The sequence below is a fragment of the Plantibacter lichenum genome, assembly GCF_050587525.1.
Taxonomy (GTDB): domain Bacteria; phylum Actinomycetota; class Actinomycetes; order Actinomycetales; family Microbacteriaceae; genus Plantibacter.
The window spans coordinates 677,201-695,024 of sequence record NZ_JBOBFT010000001.1 but is presented as its reverse complement, the minus strand read 5'-3'; the positions used below and the strand labels follow the sequence as shown (position 1 = coordinate 695,024).

Sequence of the window (17,824 nt, the reverse complement as noted above, 5' to 3'; positions counted from 1 at the left end):
ATCTCTACGCGAAACGTCGCCCTCAACTGGAAGGGCTGAGATCCTGCGCGCATCGGTGTGAAACGAGCCTGTCCAGCGACGGAACGAAGGTGAATCCGGCCAAAACTCGCGCTGCACAGCGGGAGCACATGAGTGCAGCCCCAGGTGCGCCGCGCACAGGGCGCACCAAGCCTCCGGGGGAGCCACCGAGTAGACACTCCACGACGGGGCTCCAGGTCCCGCCTGGGAGCGGGGTTGAACCTTACGCGGCAGCGGCCCGCTGCTGCAGCATGTGTTCGTGCATCCGGGCCAGGTCGCGTCGGGCTTGCTCTCGGTCGAAGCGCTCCGGTCGTGCCAGCACCATGCGCTGCATCGACGGCAACAGCGATGAGACGGCGTGCGCAGCGACGGGGTTACCCGCCACGTCAGCCAATGCCACACAGTAGGTGCTTGCTGCTGTCGTGAACTCGTGAAGAGATGATGACGGATCCTGTGTTGCGGCAAACGCGGCGTTCAGCTCGGCCAGTGGAACGTCACGTCTTGCGCACTCGGATGAGAGCCGATTCACGAGCATGGTCAGGGCTTCCGAAGACTGCTCAAACCGTGCGGCGTCGAGAGGTGCGACTCGCGTGTACCGGTGGACTTCCTGTTCGATTAACCCCTTCGCGGCCAGCTGATTCAATGCCTCGCGAATTGGTGTACGAGACAGACCCAACCATGCACTCAGGTCGCTGTCGCGCAAGAGCTCGCCAGGCTCGAGACGGCCATCCAGAATGGCGTCGAGAATAGCTTCGTACGCCCGAGTGCGCATCAGGCGACGCTTCGGCTTCGCGGTTGTTTGGACCGAATCACGAAGGGGCATCAGCTCTCATCCTGTTCTGCGAGTTTGGTGTCGAGGCGATCGAGGAAGCCGCCGAACACGACGGTGAAGATCGACTCGATCTCCGCCGAAGCCAGCGCTGCATCCTTGGCCTCCAGTGCGGCGAGGAACGACTCCACGGCCGGCTGCATCGCCGACAGGGGAAGCAGCTCGGGGTGCAAGTTGAGAGCGCGTCCGATATGGGGGCTGTAGATGCCCTCAAAAGCGGCATAACTCGCGTTCCCCTTGCGGCGCACGAGGACGCCCAGTGACTCTCCGCGGGGGTCGGGCGATTCCAGCACCTCAGCCCACGATGATGCCTGAACTCCGGAGCTGAAGCCTGCCCGAATGTCGGCGAGATCTTCGTCGGTGAGTTCGTCGGATACCTTCGCAACAATGTCGGCGAACATCCAGCCCATCAACTGCACGCAACCTCGCAGCCAAGCAAGGTCCAACGGGGCGACCCGAGTCACGCTCTGCGGCGAGACCTCAACAAAGCCCACCTCGACGAGCTTCGCGATCGCTTCGCGGATCGGCGTCCGCGAAGCACCGGTGAGTGTCTCGATATCCGCGTCGACCAGCCGCTCCCCAGGTGCCACCTCGCCCATGTAAATCGCTTGTAGCAATTTGTCGTACACCTCATCGCGCATGGTGCGGCGGGGTCCGGTACGTGCAACGACTGAAGGAACAGGCATGCACCTAGTATACGGAATAAAATACACAACCTGTCAATAGTTTCGCTTTTACTCAGACGCTGTCACCCGCAGCGAATTAACATGTAGTGTTAAAGTAAATAATATCTTGCTGTTTCCCGATGACGGGTGTGAGGATCCTATGCCGACTAAACCACTACACATCGGCGGCGCGTATCGCCTCAGTTTCGAGTGGACGAATCAAGCCGCCTCGACCGGCGCGACTTCATTCCAATTGGCGTCCCCGGTACCGCAAACAGGACATGCCCGTCGGGGAGCGGACTGGCTCGTCTACGGCGCGCCGGCAACCCACATCATTCCCTCGATCAGTGAGCAGAATGCGGTGCGCGCACCCGCGTTTGGCCCTCAGCTCGGGCACGGCGAACTTCGCTGCGTCCGGCTCGCATGCAACAGCGCCAATTGGGTGCCCTGCTCGGGCGGAAGGTCCGCAAGGCCGCAACCCCACTCGCAGAAACCGCTCGCGCGGCGCGCCGATCATGCCCACTAGACCGCCAGCGGTCGTGGCACGAAGGAGAACGACATGAATCCCAGCCGCCAAACGGGGGCGACGTCAACCGCAGCGCTCACGCTGACGTTCGCAGGCCTCGCAGTGATGGGGCTCTCGGGGATCGCTGGTGAGGGCGGTATCAGAATCAGCGCATGGTTACTCGGTCTTGGGCTGTTGACAGCAGGACTCGCGCTTCACGCGCGTATCGCCGCGGACCGCCTCCACGATCGGCTGCTCCCCTGGATGGCATTCAGCCTCGCGGTCGGCGCGACGGTTCTCCTGATCAGTTTGGCGCTGCAGCATCGTGCGCTTCTCGAACAAGCTGACGACGCCGAACCCACACAGTTCGTCATCCTGCTCCTCACCGCATTCATCGGCGGGTCGGCGCTAGTGGTCGCGGTCACCCTCGGAGGCTTCATCGCATACAGGCTGCAACAGCAGTCCCAGTGAGCTGAGGGTAGCCGAACCCATCAGTCACTTGGGTGTCGTCGGGATCTCGAGAGGCCCCGTTGATATCGAGAGACACTCCAGATGTGCTCGCGGCGCCCTGACTGCCGAACGGATCACGCACGGCCACCCAGGCGGTGAGAGGGGCCTTCTCCTCGGGATGATCCGGCGAGGGCATGTGAGACAAGCGGATGTCATCGATCGAGATCAGTCTCGGCGTCGTCACGGCGGAGCGCCCGGTGCGGTGATGGGTTCCGGAGTCAGAAAAGCGTCGGGGCAGGGTCTGAAATACGCACAGCTTCGCCAGCGGCTGCCCAGGGGAAGACGGGAAGCCCCGGGGGCCAGCGCTCAGCGCAAGATTCCCGGGGCTTCCGTGTGTCGGAGTGGCTCGAGGTGAGCGACCCGCTACTGGGTCTTTCTGGCAGCGCGAGTGTGTGCCAACAGATACAGTGCGCCGAGCAGCACCAAGGCTGCAGCGACGCCCGTGCCGGCCGCGAGATCGATTCCTGTTGACGTCAACTGCCCGCCAGTCGAGTCTGCTGACGCGGTGCCCGGAGTCGGGGTGGGGGTGGGCGCGACAACCGTGAACGTCACGTCGGTCGCGCTCTCCGTCCCGCCTTGGGTGGTTTGGGTGATGGTGATGGTCTGAGAGCCGAGTGGCAACGCCGACGTCATCACCGACCAAGTACCGTCGGGTGCAACCGTCCCGCGACCGATCTCCGTGCCGTTGTCATCCGTCAAGACGACGGTCGCGAATGGCTGTCCTATGCCCGTGAGAGTTGGGGTCAGGGAGTCGACGGCCGCCCCGCCTGCAGGCCCGGTGACCACGACGTTCACCGGCACGATGTCGTTGATGGTGACGCTCGACGTCGTCTTAGTGCCTCCAGGCGTCACCTGTGTGGCCGTAATCGTGTGCTTCCCTGCTGCCAGAGCCGAAGTCGTGATGCTCCATTTCCCGCTAGCGTCGACGATTCCTGACCCAAGCACGTCGCCGTTGCCGTCCGTGAGGGTGACCGTGGCACCCACCTGCCCGGTTCCGGAAATCGTGGGCGTCGGCGTCTCCGCACTCGTGCCAGAAACTGGGCTCGTGATCGCGACAGCCACCGCAGCGTCTGCCGTGAAGGTCACGTCCGTCGTACTCTCAGTGCCCAGAACGGTTGTCTGCTTGGCTGTGATCGTGCGCACTCCAGGAGTCAACGCCGACGTCGTAGCCGACCAGGTGCCATCGGCGGCAACCGTGACCTCATTGACGACCGTGCCGTCGTCAGCGGTGAACGTGATGGTCGCGTTCGGCGCCCCGGTGCCGGTGAGCGTCGGAGTGAGGGTGTCAACGATCGCATTAGCTGCGGGTGTCGTGATCGCAACGCTCGCCGGCACGGCAGCAGTGACCTGCACCTTCGCGGGAGTTGTGGTCGTGCCCAGAGCGGTCTTCTGGGTCGCGACGATCGTGTTCGAGCCGGCAACCAATGGTGAGGTCACCGGGATGCTCCACGTGCCGTCGGTGCCCACTGTCGTTGAGGCGCCAAGAGTCGCGCCAGAGCCGTCTGTCAACGTGATGGTGGCGCCCGGCTGGCCGGTGCCGGTGACGGTCGGGGTGAGCGTTTCCACGGTCGATGCATTGGTAGGACTCGTGATGACAACCGCTGCCGGGAGCGCGACGGTGATACTCGTCGTACTCTTTGTCTGGTTGCCGCCGGTGGTCTCCTGAACGACAGTCAGCGTCTGAGGCCCAGTCACCAGAGTTGCCAGCGGCGTGGTCCAGGTGCCATCAGCGCCGACAGTGGCGGATCCCAGAACCGTACCGCTTGTGTCTTGCACTTGAATGGTCGCCCCGGCCTGTCCGCTGCCGGACGCCGTAGGAGTTTCCGTATCGATGGTGGAACCGACGGCCGGGCTGGTGATCTCAGCGATCGGCGGAACGGCGAAAACGGAGACCTCGTTGGAGTTGGCGTCCGCCACATAGAGCGTGGACCGCTCTTGCGAGAAGTCCATATCGTGCGGACCCACGGCCTGGAGCGGCACCCGGTTCGCGAGCGTGTGCGCGGCGACGTCGAACACCAAAATCTCGTTCGAGACGTACCCGCCGATGTACAGGTACTTGCTCTCCGCGACGATACTTACGGGGTCGGGGGTGAGGCCACCCGACGAGGGCGTCATTGGGATCGTATCGACAACCTTGTTGAAGGTGGGGCTGCTTGGATCGGAGTCAATGACGCCGATGGCCTTGTTCGTGCCGCGGTCCGTGTAGAAGACCTGCTTTCCGTCCGGCGTCGTATCGGTCTCGTATGGCACCGAGCCCGCCGGCAAAGAAGCAGCTCCCACCGGAACCACATTCACCGTCGGGTATGTAGAAGCAGTGGGGTTAGAAGCATCAATAGCCGTGATCTTGCTGCTCGTGCTCATGGCATACACCCAGCCACTCGGTGAGACAGTGACCCCGTACGCCTGGTCGGGAATTGAGATCGTCGTGGCGATGGTCTCGGTGGCGAGGTTGATGACGGCGACCCGTGAGCCGCCCGCAACAGTCGTCTGCTCTGAGACGTATGCGTAGTTTCCATCCGCCGACAGCACAACCCTGACCGGCAGATTCGTCCCAATCGTGCCGGCGCCGATGGTGTGCATGGTCGCGGGGTTGGTTGTGGTATTGATGACCGTGAGCGTCCCCGACACGGCGCTAGCGACGTAGACCTTCGAGCCGTCGGGGGAAATGGTCACGCCGTTCGGTGTCGCGCCGGCGGGGAGCTGCACCGTCTGGATGACGCTATTGTCGCTGAGGTCGATGAACTGCACTGTGCTGTCGATCCGGTTGGATACGTATGCTCGCGAGCTGTCTTCGCTCACCCAGATTCCATAATCGCCCGCCGATCCCGGAGGAGCGGGTGTCCCCGGAATGGTCGTCACGAGCTCAAGGTACGGTGAGTCCACTGCGTGCGCAGGTACCGCCCCGAGCACCGATCCGGCCATCGCGAGACTTGTCGCTGCCAAAACTGCTGTTAACCTGCGTTTCATGCCCACCTCAATTGATATATTGTTCTAAATGTCTCATGCAAACTATCACAGCTCGGCCCTGCGAGGTCAGATTCGTCCGGGATAGGAGGCGATGAACGCCAGGGCGAGGGTGAAGCAGCCTGAAATCGCGCTTCACAGAAGGAGCGCCTGCGCCGCGTACGGTCCCCGGAAGGCTCCTGCGCCGGCCCGGGGTCCCCTGAACTGAGGCGCACGGCACCTGCGGCGACAGGTCGTCCTTCGGACACGATCGGTTAGGGTGCCTCGCGAGCAGGCGACCGGGCTGGAACGCGAGCCGTCTGCTGGATCATGCCCAGCCTGGGCTCAGGATTAGGCAGCTGTGGAATTTTCCACGTCAACGAGGGCTCTGGCGCGCAAGCGATCGAACGCTCATGGCTGGTCCGGGTCAGGCCTGGTGGAAATGGTCGATGGCGCGGAGCCTCTCGAGCCTGTGGTCGCGGAGCTCTTCGGCGGCCTAGGCGGTGAGCACGCAGCAAGCTTGCGCGTCACGGCGTGCACGCCGCCTCTCCTAAGGACGAACCTCGACGCGCCCAGCAGCTTCACAGTAGATTGCGGTATCTTATATATATTGTTTAATTTCAATTTTGGAGCGGCGAATGAGTGATCGAGACGGTGCGAACGAGGCAACTCGGGCGCGAGCTGAATACGGCTGGCGAGGTGCAGCGGCCGTCGTGGCCGTGCTGTTTGCGCCGGCATTTGGTGTGATGGCGTTCGGCTGGGGCGTCGCCGAGGCAATGTAGGTCCAGGCGGCAGATCGCTGTGGAGGACTCAGGGCCTACGGAGCCGAGGTTGCGCCGTCAGAGGCCATGTCGGCCACGAACGCCAAGATTGTCAGGAGCTGGATCGCGGCCGCCGCCCCGGATATGAACGACCAGGTGTTGTGGGACGCCGACGCGGACATGCCGTACACGCTGCGCGAAGCGAACCTCTACGTGCCGCGGCGGTCTCCTCCGACGGGCGAACCCGAAATACGAGCTGACAATCCTCAATCTGGCCAAAGTGATGGCCTAGCGTGGGTAAGAAGCGCCCGAGTCATTGCTTGTGGCGTCACAGACGATTGAGGCTGAGATGGCGCGACCGAAGACGGTGGACTTGGAGCAAGCGTTTCTACAACGACAGAAACTACTGTCGGCGGAGCTAGAGATACCCCTTGAGTTCACTAATCACCCAACAACCATCGGCGACGCATCAGAGGCGAATTGGGGCCGAATGCTCAAATCGTTTCTTCCCGGCCGGTATGCGATTGGACCCGTTTTCGCCCTCGACGCCACCGGCGCGCAGAGCGAGCAAGTGGACCTCGCGATTTACGATCGGCAGTATTCGCCGCTGTGGTTCAAAGCAGGCACCAGCCTGATCGTTCCGGTGGAGAGTATTTACTGCGTCATTGAGGTGAAACAGGAACTCAATGCCACCACGATGGCGTACGCGGCAGCGAAAGTCGCCAGCGTGCGAGCTCTGAGGCGCACATCAGCGAAGATCGTCGACATCTACGGTACGCAGCCCGGCCCAACCCCGGACAAACGTCCAATTCTTGGCGGCATCGTCGGCCTCCGAACCGGATGGAGGGACGGCATCCGCTCAAGTGTGGGTACGTCGAACATCACCAAGCATGACGGGCAGTCCCACCTGGACTTGGGCATCGCGCTCACGGATGCCGCATTCGACCACACCTCAGACGCCGCCAACCTAGACATGCTGACACCCGGGTTAGTTGTTTCAAACGAGGGCACACAGCTGATCTTCTTCGTCATGCGCCTCTTCCGTAGGCTCCAAACCATCGGTTCCGCAATGGCAGTCGACCTTGATGTGTATGAACGAGCGCTGGATGGCATCGACACCTCCCAGTACTCCGACGCGGACCTCTGAATCCTCGGCGCCTAGCAGGGCGGTTCATGTTCAGTGTCCGGGCGCTCCACGACAAGTCGCTCACAAGTGCTGTGGCCAACGGACCATGCCGCCACATTCACACGAGCTCCGGTAACTCGAAGGAGTATTGCGAGAAAAGCGGAGAACTGCAGTTCTTCCTCGCGCAGATGCGTGCGGTAGCTGCGCAAGTCGGTAGGACTCGGCATCAGGGAATGCGTGGGGTGGGTATGCCAGTCGCCGATCCACTGGGCCCCATTTGCAGACCACGCAGCGCTTGCGAGGTCCCGCGCAACAGCAAGATCCCTGAGGAAGAAATGTGGTTCCCGAATGGCTTTGGGGCCCGGCCCACCAGCGCAGCTGACGACAAACACGTCGTCGACGAGATGCCCAAGCAGAATGCCACCAGTTTCAAAGCCGTCATCGGACCGCTGAGCCTCTTCCACCATGGACGCATACACGCCGTTGGCAAAACGCACCCTCGTCGGTCGGCCCGTTATGTGAGGGAGCATGTTGCGCACCCCTCTCGCGATGGCGGCACTTCCGACCACCGCACTTCGCCGGCGCGGGCGAAATCGAACGGAGCGGCGAGCTCACGACCTGCCTGCAGTCCGACCAGCGCCCACTCACCCGGCAACCGCTGGGACCGTTCACCATGCAACGATTCGAGCAACGTCGCCACGGTCACTTTCGCGGCAAGGTCAGCGACGAGCCGCAGGTCATTGGGAATAGCCGTCATCGGCTTGTGTGTATGGCCGGTCCCATAGGCGAGCTCCTGATCGGCTTCCGCATCGATCGCGCCCATCTCGCTCAAGGCGGCACGCTGGCAAAGCAGACAGCCGAACCGTCCGCCTGGGCGAAGCCGTAGGACCTCTCCGACGCTGCCGTCTCCGAGGACGCAGGCGAGAACGGCGGGTTTGCCAAGGATGCGTGAGAAGTGATTCACCACTCGTCGCGGAGCGATCCCATCCGCGCAGCAGACGACTATGTCGGCATCGCGGATGATCTCGTGCAACAGTTCGGCATGTTCAACGACATCGAAGTGATGCGCTTCAACCCGCGGGATGACATCCGTGCCGGCGTTCTTTTCAGTGATGTTGTCCCTCATCGCATCGACCTTGAACCGGCCGACGCTCTCCGAACCCAGGTGATGCCGAACAACGTTGTGCCACAGGAGCCGGTCAGGGTCGATGAGATGCATTTTTCCCACACCCAGTTGCGCGAGCGAGGCAGCCACATGACTGCCAATGCTTCCCACGCCGACGACGGCGACCGTGTTGCCTGCAAATCGATCGACGGGCCAGTGCGTGGCGAGTTGTCCAGCACCATACACATCTGGCTCGCTTTCGAAATCGACCGGATGCACACCGTCTCGGCTCACAGCCCAAGCGGAGAATTCCCTCGCCCCGAGCCGCGCGAGCCGTTCCGGAAGATTCGGGGTGTGGACAACCAGGAGGCCGAGAAGGGCGCCAGGATCGTCGACCCCGTGGACGAGTTCACGGAACGCCGTGAACGGGATCATGCCAGTCGGGCGGTGCCGCAAGGCGAGATGCTGAATGGCGACCTCGGGGCCGGCAGCCTTGAACCACTGGCCGGCGAACGCCTCCCCGTCCCACCGCAGTGCTTGGAATTGGGCGGGGATGTTCACTGCAATCATCACGTCGGCATGTGTGCCGACGCGGTCGATAACATAGCTGCCAACCGCAGCGGAAAAATGCATATGAAGCCTCCCGTGCGCGTCGGGTGACTCCCGAATCAATCGCTCACCGCCGCGAGTGAGTACCACAAATGGTGTCGTCATGATCCGCCACCCTTGCTACGAGCAGCACGGGCGAACATGGCGTCGAGCGAAGCGTCAGTGACGATGCCATTCACCGTCATCCTGGTAATGGCGCGCGCCTGCATCAGGGCGTACTCGAGATGCCAACCGCATGCTTTCAGCAGGAGGTCCACCACGCTCGCTTCAGGTATCCATCCGCCCTCCGATTGCAACAGGCACAGTGCGCCACCGGGTGCGACGTGCCATGCCGCATTGGACTCTTCCAGCAGTCCCGGCTCCGGATCAACCGCATAGACGTCCGGCGCGATGACCGGGTGCGCGGACGAATACACTACGACGACTTGGAGCGGGGCACCTATCACGTCCCGGACGGCCTCTGGTTCGGGCCGAGCGAACGGCCACAAGGGGAGCAGGCCACGCCAACCCCCGTTGCGCAAACCGTCCTCTGTTGGTGGCAGGTACTCCAGCTCGGGTGCGAACTCTCTAACCTCGGCCAGATCGCGCGCAAGCCGGCGAGGATCCCAGTCCGGCCAGCGTGAGACGGGGAATTCTGCGGGCGGCATGGTCATCCTTGCGGGGTGTCCTTCACCGGGCGAGGCCCGTCATCGCTCGCGCCGGTTCCAACCGCCGCAGCAACCAACGGAAACAGATCCCCAAACACGGCACCCCACCGACGGCTCGCGCGCGGGACGTCGTTGTTCGCCTGCGCTACCAGCGCCTGGGATGCCAGGTCGCTCGCAGTGTCAAGACGGTCCGCGAGGTCGTCGTAGTCGAGATCCAGCTGAATTGGGCCGCACAACCCCGCAGGATCTTCAACCACAATGCCGCTCCTGACCGCATACTCGGCACGGGTGAAGAACTCCCGTAACGCCGCCGGCCGACTCCGGTCCGTGGGCAGGTAGTCCAAAGCAAGGACCTCGACCACAAGAGACTTGATTTTGACCGGCTGCTCTGCCGCCCACCACTTCAGCATCCTCACCGTTCCCGCATAATGGCCCCACGCCGCATGGCGTGCACGCACTTCCGCAATCAGGTATTCGGGATCACAGACGATCCACTTCTCCGATATGGCCTCGGGGACAAGGAGCTGATCCCCGTGCCGCAATGCCGGCATGACGTCAACGGTGAACGCGTCTGGATCATCGGGATCATCCAGGAAGCATTTCACCGCATGATTACGCCATTTCGCGAGGCGCACCAGCCGGTCAGCTGTCCCATTCGTGGCACCGAGCAAGTCATTGACCCTACTGCGCACGTCGTCCAAAGCCAGGGCGGCGGATTCACCAGACGAACCCCAAGCAGGATGCTCTTCGGGGTCAAACACCACGACCAGATCTACATCATGAATCGGATCCTTATGCGTTCCCCGGGCAAGAGAACCAGAGGGGATGACCTCGGGCACATCCGGTTCGGCAAGAAATGCGGCTTCGAATGACTTCCGTCGAGATCGCGCTTCCTCGACCATTTTCGGACTCGCATTCACAACCTCCTGAAAAGAGTCGAATAGATCCAGCACTGACACGAGAGCTCCTTCGATTGACGTTCAGGTTCAGCGTACTGACCAACCACGACAGCAGGCCGAATTACCACGACCTCACCAACGCCCACCACGCGCTGGTGCAGCTGCCGCATACGCTGCACCGATCGTCTCCAGAGGCGCAATGAGCGCCCACGTCACGCCGCCGTCGACAGTGAACGAATACGCGCTCGACAATCCGCGCGGACGCATGACGAACAACGCACGGGACGACCTCCCATCCGGTCACCCACTGCGCAGGCATTGATGTGCAAGGTCAACGAGTGGCCTCTGCGCTGCGGTGGGTGATTGGGTTCCCGCGGACCTGTAAGGCCGGGGCGTATGGCGCCGATTCGGTCCGCGCTTGGTGGCATTCCTGACGCAGCGGGTCAGAGCTCTGAGTCATCGGCGCGGAACGCGTGAACGATGAACTCTCCGTCATCTCCGTGCCTGTCCCAGCTGGTATCAATCCTGTCTACGATAAATCCAGCTCGCTCGAGGGGCCAGAGGATCTCGCCCGGTCGACGGAAGCGGATGGCCGACTTCCTGTTGACGGGCACATGGTTTCCGAGCCGGAAATGATCGACATACTGCACCAACGGGCTGGCCACCCCTTGCACCTTTGACACACTGGTCCAGGTCGTGGCAACGAGTCCGTCGCTGAGGTCGACGTCGCGTTTGGTCAGAGGACGCGTCCACGATTCCCACACGCGGTGATCAGGATTGCGGGAGTCGAAGATGAGCCGTCCGCCCGGCCGGAGCGAACGGTGGATGTCGTGAAGCGCTCCAGCCCAGTCGGCTGAGGCGATGAGGAATTGCGAAAAGTACCGTGACATCACGACGGTGTCGAATTGGTACTTCGGAATGTCGGATGAGTGGCCAACTATCCACCTGATGCGGTCGGCTCCGGCTTTCGTCGTCGCGATAGCGAGCGTCGTCGGCGCGGGATCGAGACCGGTTACACGATGTCCCGCTTTACTCATGGCCAGTGCGAGCTGCCCGGTACGGCACCCGAAGTCGAGGACGCGTGAGCCAGGATGCAGATCCACGGCTTCGAGGAAGTACTCCTGCTGCGCATCCCACGGTGTGGCCAGGTCCTGGACCTGAACGAACCAAGGCGGGTCTGCGTGCGCGGGCGTCACGATGCGACCTGGCCCTGATCGGAGGCCCGGTGAGGCAGGGGCGTGGGCGCAGCGCAGCCACGTGATGCCCGACGCGGGGCCCAGGTGCAGCGGGTATTGGCTCGAACGCAGCATCCGAGTTTTTGAAGTCGTTGAGTATGCACGGTATCCGAGTTCTCGAAGGTCGCCCTCAGGGGCGGCGACGGCGGGTCAGGAGCACAGCGAGTCGAACGCTGAGTGCTATTGCAGCCAGGAGCACTGCTCCTGCGAATGCGGCGGTGAACATGGTCAGATGAGCCAATGACAGAATCGGCATACCGGCGTCCAATAGCCAGACGTGGAGGATGATTTTCACCCCGATCACAAGCCAAACCAACGCGCTCAACGCACATCCAGGGCACACGCGAGTCGTCAAGCCTGACTGTGGCGAGGCCGGCGGGCCGTCCGCGGCTGACAGGGAAGGCGACCATGCTTGCTGCGCTGAGCACCGTGCCTCTGCCACCGAATGCAGGCACGCCGAGCAGGCGTGTCCCGGCTACCGAGGTCGCGGCGGCCGCGCCGACTTGTCCGCGAACGGAGGTGTTGTCCATGAGGGGTGGTCTCCCAGATGTGGGTCAGCGACTCTGCAGTGCGGACTCGACGGCGGAGCGGAGGTCTTCCACGGCGTGCAATTGCACCTGCTCGCCATCGAGGAAGAAGGTAGGAGTGCCTTGAATTCCGAGGCTGCGACCCATGGCGATGTCGGTATCAATGCGTTCGCGGGTGCTCGGGTCGGTGAGGTCGGCATCGTACCGATTGAGGTCAAGCTGAAGCTTCTGCGCGAGTTCGCGGAAGTACCCGGCCTGGCTCTGCCGCCCGCGCTCACCCCAGACTGCTTGGGTCTTGAAGAGCTGCTCGATCATTTCATCACCCTTGGACTGGCCGCGGGCTGCCTCCACTGCCAGAGCCGCGTTCATCGAGTTGCCATGGCTCGGCTGCGGATAGTGACGGGTCTGAAACGTCACTTCATCGGGGAAGTCCTCGCGGATGGCTTGCACGTATGGGCTGAGCGCGCCGCACGCCTCGCATTCGAAGTCCACATACTCAACCAGCAGCACTTGGCCGTCGGCCAGCCCAGAGGGACCAAGAGCTCCAGGCGGAACGGGGGCCTTCTGCTGCCCGGCGATGACAAAAAGTGCGCCGACAAGTGCCAGCGCCAGGACGGCACCGGTCGTGACGAGCTGCCACTTGTAGCGAGACGCGATGGAGATCAGCCGACGGCGCAAAGAAGGAGACGAGTTCATATGTAGAACTATATTTCAATTTTGGTCACGTTGGGCATATGACGTGGACAGCTGTTCGGTTTTCTCCGAGAGGGCGGAGGGTTGTTGTCGTTTGCGGGCATGTGGTGGCGTGCCGCGAGCGAGGGAGCAGGCGCCACGTGTGAGGCGGCTCATCCCATGTATTTGATATTGGATGTCAGTATGAGATGCTTGTTGTGGAGGCTCCAGGGGACGGGAGCCGCCGCACCTCCCTCTGTGCGGAGGGGGAGCGGGGTGCCTAATCGGGTTAGGTGCCCCGCTCCTGCACGGTGCGTGTTCGGCGTACGGGCGGAGCGTCGCCCAACAAGGGGCCTGCTGGTGAACAGTGAGAAGCGACCGATGCCGGGTTAAGCCTCCACGTGTCTCCGGGTGCCGTGTATCTGCAGAGCCGGGTAGGAACCTGCCCAGAGCGCGCTAACGGTGATAGTGACGAGCAACGCCACCTGTGCAGATTCGAGCGCGGCCACATGGATGAGCGCCCCGGATCCTACTACGCATGCGGGCACAGTTAGTGCGATTCCCGCGGAGAGCACTCGAACGTCGCGTTGGCGGGCGAGGATCGCTGCGCTGAGGACCGCGAGGTAGGCCAGCAGCGCACCAGCACCGCCGAACAGGAGTATCGCCGCCGGGGCTGGATGCCCCGAGGTGGATGTCAGCGGCAGCATCGAACCGATCAGCAAGGCGACTGATGACATGAACAGGAGCCCGGCGGGAAGTACCAGCGGCGTCCTATCTAGTGGCGTCAATGTCAACACCGTGCGGAGGGGAGTTCCGAGCGCGGCTGCGAGCAGGGCTGCAGCCCCACAAAACCCGCCAAACGCCCCCCACGTCATAGTCATCAGGACAGCATCGAGACTCTCCGCGGGCGCTGCGGGATCTTGGCGTGGCCAGTTGAGCCACGCTTGCGCGATGGTCAACGCTGACACGACAGCGGCGGCAGCGCTAAAGAACAACGCCGCGCGCTGAATTCATCACAGTCGACGGCACGGGGCGGCGTCGTCGACGGTGCAGTGCGGTGACGCTCATTCCATCTGCTTGTCGGCGGTCAGAAACGCCACCGCGTCGTCAGCTGCCTCGCTCAACGGAAGGCCTGCGTGCTGGGCGTCGTTCAACGTGAACACATTCCCACCGACGGTGCGTTGCGCATGCTCTGTCCAGACTGCGGGGGTGACGGTCTCTTGAGCGTGGGCGACGAACTGCAACGTGCCCGGTCGAGCGGTTGCCGTGACCGGTGTTGAATCGAGCGGCCAGCCGCTGCACGCGGACACTCCTGGCAGTTCCGAGGCGACCGGGTGTGCGATACGTTCAGCGCCGACGGTCAAGTAGTGGCGTTGGCGCTGCAGGTACGCATCCCAGTTCTCGTCGTCGTCGGTGGCATTGATCGCAGTGTTGCAGGTGATCGTTGTTCGAGTCCCGTAGGCCAGCGGGGAGTACGTTTCAGCGCTGTTCCCGGCGGGTTCGGGGGTCACCGCCGGGAAGTGTTCGCGGGCGGCGGCAATATCGGCGAGAGAGTTGTTTGCGTCGCCGTGGAGGTCGGTCATGCTGTCAAGAAGTATGTTCTCCAAACGGTCGGGGAACATCGATCGGTACTGGGTCCCGAGCTCTGTGCCCCATGACTGACCGAAGTAGCTGATGCGCTCGAGCCCTAGAGCGGTTCGGACGAGATCAAGGTCCTCAGCGATTGAACGAGTGGTGAGGTTCCGCGCGAACACGTCCTCTGCCACGCAGTCGCGATTCGCCTCCGCGACTGCCCCCGCGAATGTCTTCGCCCGTTGCGCGTCCGAATCTTCGCCTGGTGGCACCTCGAGCATCTGCACGTTCGCGCACCGAGCAGAGCCTCCCGCACCGGTGCCGCGCACGTCGATACCGATCAGCGTGTGAGTGCGGAGGAGATCCGCAAAACCGGTCTGCGCAAGCAGCGCGGGAGTGGTTCGCCCCTCCAGACCCGGACCCGCGGGGTTGGTGAAAATGACTCCTTCGGAGTCCTGTTCCGGTGTCAGTCGACTGATTTGCACTGTCAAGGTCCCGAGGCTCGGATCGGTGTGATCACGAGGCACGGGGACTTCCGCGCATTCGAGACGGTCACCGAACTCGCCCAGCACATCGGGGGCTCCGACCATGTCGGCGAATTGAGCCACCGATTTGACGAGTTCATCGCAGGACTCCCACTCCAGCTCGATGTTCGGTGCAGCCGTCGGGGCTGCGCACCCCGCGAGCGACGGTGTGAGGGCGGCGATGGAGATGATGAAGGGGGCGGCAAATCGGGACGGTCTCATGGTGACTCCTGTGGGGGTTGAGGCCGCGTACTCACGCGACGGATGCGGAGAAAAAGGAGGTACCCGCTGAGCGCAATGGCAGCGCCAATGAGGGCAGCGGTGCCGATTCGGAACCAACCAGCGCCGCCATGCCCATCACTGGTCACGGGCGGCGGGGTTCCCATGGACCGATCCGCGAATGCGTCCGGGTCGACGGCGGAGCCAATGGAAAAGGGAACGACCCCGCTGATCGGGTGCCCGTCCGACGACACCACTCGCCACACGAGTCGATAGGTGCCCTGGGTCATGTCTGGCGCCAAGGCGCTTCTGAGGGTGTCGCCCTCGAGCGTGACGTCGGCACGATTCCACTGCTTTCCTGCCGGGTCCTCAACGATGATCGCCGCGCCCAAGGGGAGCAACTCCTCAGAGAAACGCAGCCGCACTTCCTCGGGGCCGGCGTCGAGCATGGCGCCAGCGGCAGGGCTGGAGGAGACGAGCTCGTCATGAGCGACCGCCGGAACCGATGACATGAGCACAAGGCACAGCGCGAGTAAGCCGCCGGCAGAGACGGCGTACACGCGCCGGGAGCGAATGGGGGAGGGGAGCATGGTGGTCCGTTCAGAAGAGCGTTTCGCCGACAAAGCCGCCCGGCAGGCATCCGGGCGGTATGACAAAGACGGCCGAGCCGATCGGCGTGGTCCATTCGTTGAGCAGGTCCAGCTGGGCAAGCCGGCGCTGAATTGGCACGAACTGCAGTTCGGGGCTGGACTGGAAGGAAACAAAAACCAGACCCGCGTCGGATCCGTCAGCCGTATCCTCGTAGTTGTAACCGCGGCGGAAGATACGTTCTGCGGGGTCAGCTGTACGAGCTCTCCTGATGTGAGCGAAATCGGCGATGCGCGGCCAGCCCAGGGCGTCCGTCGCAGCGAAGTCTGGTTCGTCGTGTTCTTGGACGCCGGTCAACGGGGCCCCGTTGGAGAGCGTCCGGCCGGTTGACTGTTCTCGCCCCGAGCGATCCAACCGGTCCCACTTGTCGAGGTCCATGCTGATGCGCCGAACGATCATGGTGGTCCCACCAGACAAGGGGCCTGAGTCGCACCAGACGAGACGGTCGAAGTCTGCAGTGCCAGGGGTTAGGTTCACGGTGCCGTCGACCTGCCCGAACAGGTTGCGCATCGTGGTGCCGTGCGCCTCGGTGCCGCGCGCACGGCGGAACCCACCCTGTTGCCACTTCACTTCAGCGAACACGCGCGCATCCTTGATGAACATGCGGCACGCGTGGGCGAGAGTGACCTGGTCGTCTGAGGCAACTTGAAGGAGGAGGTCTCCGCCATTCCACTCGGGTCGGAGGCGATCGACGGCGAACGGTGGCAGCGCATCGGCGGAGGCGACGTCGTTAGCGGCGCCGGCGAGAGCGAGCGCTCCTGGGCCGAGGCCGAACGTCACCGTCAGCCGTGCTGGTGCGTGGGCGAGTTCCGGTTCGGTGTCAGCGAGGGCCGGGTTTCCACTGTTGAGGCGGGCGGCGTCGTCCGTGAGCAGGCGCAGCAGTCGTTGCAGGCCGTCCTTACTGGTGTGTGGGAGGAGCGAGAGTGCCATGAATCGAGCGAATGCTTGAGGAGGGGTGACAATGCCGGCCTGATGGCGTCCGTGGAACGGGACGACCTCTGCTCCATGAAGAGGTGGCGCAGCAGCAAGGTTCTGTGCGAGAGCGTCTGCCCCGACGCTGACGGCAGCTCCGACGCTGACGGCAGCTCCGACGCCACCGACGGCGACCCCGCCGAGCAACAGACCTCGACGAGTGAAACGCGGATGCCGTTCAGTATCGATGTCCCGCATCACCCGTGCCCCGCGCTGCCATCGTTCGGTGCGTCCAAGGCGGGACTGTCGTCGTAGTTCTCGTTCGCTCCCGCGAAGGCTTTCGCCGGGGCCGTGAAATCGCGCTCTGACCCGTCGGAGAAGGACAGAGTGAACTGCAGCTGATCCCCGGGCATGATCGGCTGTGTGAGACCGATGAGCATCAGATGCGCGCCGCCCGGCTCCAACAGAAGCGTGTCGCCTGGTTTGATCGCGAATCCGCCCTTTTTCTGCCGCATCATCATCGCTCCAGCCGCGTCGGCGACGGTCTCATGCAGCTCTACCTTCTTGGACGACGCAGAGTGCGCCCCGGTGAGCGTGATGCTGTTGTCGCTGGTGTTGGCAAGTGTTGCGAAGCCGCCAGTCATGTCGGATTCGCTCGCTTTCACCCATGCGTCATCTATCGCTATGCCGTCGGCGGCACGGTCAGGGGCGCCCGGGGTGCACGCGGTGAGGGCGAGGGCGGCCACGGCGATCACCGCGGAAGCCGTGAATCGAACAATGTTCATGGATGGATCCTTTTCGTGCGAGCGGGGTTCTGTTCTGTTCACCCGCGAATTGCGAGTCAGCGGCGCCTTGGCGCTCCGTGGGATTCTTGGACCTCAAGAGGCTCACCATCGGT

At 63.1% G+C, this 17,824-nt stretch carries 16 protein-coding genes; 2 read left to right on the top strand and 14 right to left on the bottom strand.

Annotation, left to right across the window (positions count from 1 at the left end; translation table 11 throughout):
• Positions 1-241 precede the first annotated feature (241 nt).
• Both ACQ3HB_RS03020 and ACQ3HB_RS03015 read right to left on the bottom strand, forming a co-directional pair.
• Entirely contained in the window at positions 242-841 is a 600-nt protein-coding gene (locus ACQ3HB_RS03020; protein WP_430917592.1) for a GntR family transcriptional regulator, read from the bottom strand.
• A complete protein-coding gene (locus tag ACQ3HB_RS03015; RefSeq protein WP_430917590.1) occupies positions 841-1,533 on the bottom strand; it encodes a GntR family transcriptional regulator in 693 nt (230 codons plus the stop codon). The genes ACQ3HB_RS03020 and ACQ3HB_RS03015 overlap by 1 nt, the downstream gene beginning before the upstream one ends.
• Before the next feature lie 538 nt (positions 1,534-2,071).
• On the opposite strand from ACQ3HB_RS03015, the gene ACQ3HB_RS03010 reads away from it, so the two are divergent.
• A complete protein-coding gene (locus ACQ3HB_RS03010) occupies positions 2,072-2,488 on the top strand; it encodes a hypothetical protein (RefSeq protein WP_430917589.1) in 417 nt (138 codons plus the stop codon).
• A gap of 402 nt (positions 2,489-2,890) precedes the next feature.
• Here ACQ3HB_RS03010 and ACQ3HB_RS03005 read toward each other — a convergent pair whose 3' ends face one another.
• Positions 2,891-5,326 (bottom strand): Ig-like domain-containing protein, encoded by a 2,436-nt coding sequence (locus tag ACQ3HB_RS03005; RefSeq protein ID WP_430917587.1) that lies wholly within the window; start codon positions 5,324-5,326, stop codon positions 2,891-2,893.
• Between the two features lie 1,227 nt (positions 5,327-6,553).
• Here ACQ3HB_RS03005 and ACQ3HB_RS03000 point away from each other — a divergent pair.
• Complete coding sequence (locus tag ACQ3HB_RS03000; RefSeq protein ID WP_430917585.1) at positions 6,554-7,378, top strand: DUF6602 domain-containing protein; 825 nt, start codon at positions 6,554-6,556, stop codon at positions 7,376-7,378.
• Positions 7,379-7,389: 11 nt separating this feature from the next.
• On the opposite strand, the gene ACQ3HB_RS02995 is transcribed toward ACQ3HB_RS03000, so the two are convergent.
• The 11 genes from ACQ3HB_RS02995 to ACQ3HB_RS02945 all read right to left on the bottom strand — a co-directional run bounded on the left by ACQ3HB_RS02995 (position 7,390) and on the right by ACQ3HB_RS02945 (position 17,753).
• Positions 7,390-7,824, bottom strand: coding sequence for a Mov34/MPN/PAD-1 family protein (locus ACQ3HB_RS02995; RefSeq protein WP_430917765.1), 435 nt, complete (start codon positions 7,822-7,824; stop codon positions 7,390-7,392).
• Between the two features lie 47 nt (positions 7,825-7,871).
• The gene (locus ACQ3HB_RS02990; RefSeq protein WP_430917583.1) at positions 7,872-9,176 is read right to left on the bottom strand and encodes a HesA/MoeB/ThiF family protein; all 1,305 of its coding nucleotides are present in this window, start codon (positions 9,174-9,176) and stop codon (positions 7,872-7,874) included.
• Entirely contained in the window at positions 9,173-9,718 is a 546-nt protein-coding gene (locus ACQ3HB_RS02985) for a hypothetical protein (RefSeq protein WP_430917581.1), read from the bottom strand. Before ACQ3HB_RS02985 ends, ACQ3HB_RS02990 begins: the two co-directional genes overlap by 4 nt.
• A 2-nt stretch (positions 9,719-9,720) precedes the next feature.
• Positions 9,721-10,677, bottom strand: coding sequence for a nucleotidyltransferase domain-containing protein (locus ACQ3HB_RS02980; RefSeq protein ID WP_430917579.1), 957 nt, complete (start codon positions 10,675-10,677; stop codon positions 9,721-9,723).
• A gap of 383 nt (positions 10,678-11,060) precedes the next feature.
• On the bottom strand, positions 11,061-11,813 hold the full coding sequence (locus ACQ3HB_RS02975; RefSeq protein ID WP_430917578.1) for a class I SAM-dependent methyltransferase: 753 nt from the start codon (positions 11,811-11,813) through the stop codon (positions 11,061-11,063).
• Positions 11,814-12,406: 593 nt separating this feature from the next.
• Complete coding sequence (locus ACQ3HB_RS02970) at positions 12,407-13,075, bottom strand: DsbA family protein (RefSeq protein WP_430917576.1); 669 nt, start codon at positions 13,073-13,075, stop codon at positions 12,407-12,409.
• 365 nt (positions 13,076-13,440) lie between these two features.
• Entirely contained in the window at positions 13,441-13,932 is a 492-nt protein-coding gene (locus ACQ3HB_RS02965; RefSeq protein WP_430917574.1) for a hypothetical protein, read from the bottom strand.
• 183 nt (positions 13,933-14,115) lie between these two features.
• On the bottom strand, positions 14,116-15,369 hold the full coding sequence (locus tag ACQ3HB_RS02960; RefSeq protein ID WP_430917572.1) for an alpha/beta fold hydrolase: 1,254 nt from the start codon (positions 15,367-15,369) through the stop codon (positions 14,116-14,118).
• Positions 15,366-15,926: a copper resistance CopC family protein gene (locus tag ACQ3HB_RS02955; protein ID WP_430917570.1), complete on the bottom strand. Its 561-nt coding sequence runs from the start codon at positions 15,924-15,926 to the stop codon at positions 15,366-15,368. The genes ACQ3HB_RS02960 and ACQ3HB_RS02955 overlap by 4 nt, the downstream gene beginning before the upstream one ends.
• A gap of 40 nt (positions 15,927-15,966) precedes the next feature.
• Positions 15,967-17,184, bottom strand: coding sequence for a Dyp-type peroxidase (locus ACQ3HB_RS02950; RefSeq protein WP_430917568.1), 1,218 nt, complete (start codon positions 17,182-17,184; stop codon positions 15,967-15,969).
• Positions 17,184-17,753 (bottom strand): copper chaperone PCu(A)C, encoded by a 570-nt coding sequence (locus ACQ3HB_RS02945; protein WP_430917567.1) that lies wholly within the window; start codon positions 17,751-17,753, stop codon positions 17,184-17,186. The genes ACQ3HB_RS02950 and ACQ3HB_RS02945 overlap by 1 nt, the downstream gene beginning before the upstream one ends.
• Positions 17,754-17,824 lie beyond the last annotated feature (71 nt).

Coding starts and splice junctions, on each gene's coding strand:
- ACQ3HB_RS02995 (WP_430917765.1), bottom strand. CDS start 7,824: ATGGTGGAAGAGGCTCAGCGGTCCGATGACGGCTTTGAAACTGGTGGC.
- ACQ3HB_RS02950 (WP_430917568.1), bottom strand. CDS start 17,184: ATGCGGGACATCGATACTGAACGGCATCCGCGTTTCACTCGTCGAGGT.
- ACQ3HB_RS03020 (WP_430917592.1), bottom strand. CDS start 841: ATGCCCCTTCGTGATTCGGTCCAAACAACCGCGAAGCCGAAGCGTCGC.
- ACQ3HB_RS02990 (WP_430917583.1), bottom strand. CDS start 9,176: ATGACGACACCATTTGTGGTACTCACTCGCGGCGGTGAGCGATTGATT.
- ACQ3HB_RS02985 (WP_430917581.1), bottom strand. CDS start 9,718: ATGCCGCCCGCAGAATTCCCCGTCTCACGCTGGCCGGACTGGGATCCT.
- ACQ3HB_RS02960 (WP_430917572.1), bottom strand. CDS start 15,369: ATGAGACCGTCCCGATTTGCCGCCCCCTTCATCATCTCCATCGCCGCC.
- ACQ3HB_RS03010 (WP_430917589.1), top strand. CDS start 2,072: ATGAATCCCAGCCGCCAAACGGGGGCGACGTCAACCGCAGCGCTCACG.
- ACQ3HB_RS03015 (WP_430917590.1), bottom strand. CDS start 1,533: ATGCCTGTTCCTTCAGTCGTTGCACGTACCGGACCCCGCCGCACCATG.
- ACQ3HB_RS02965 (WP_430917574.1), bottom strand. CDS start 13,932: ATGACTATGACGTGGGGGGCGTTTGGCGGGTTTTGTGGGGCTGCAGCC.
- ACQ3HB_RS02970 (WP_430917576.1), bottom strand. CDS start 13,075: ATGAACTCGTCTCCTTCTTTGCGCCGTCGGCTGATCTCCATCGCGTCT.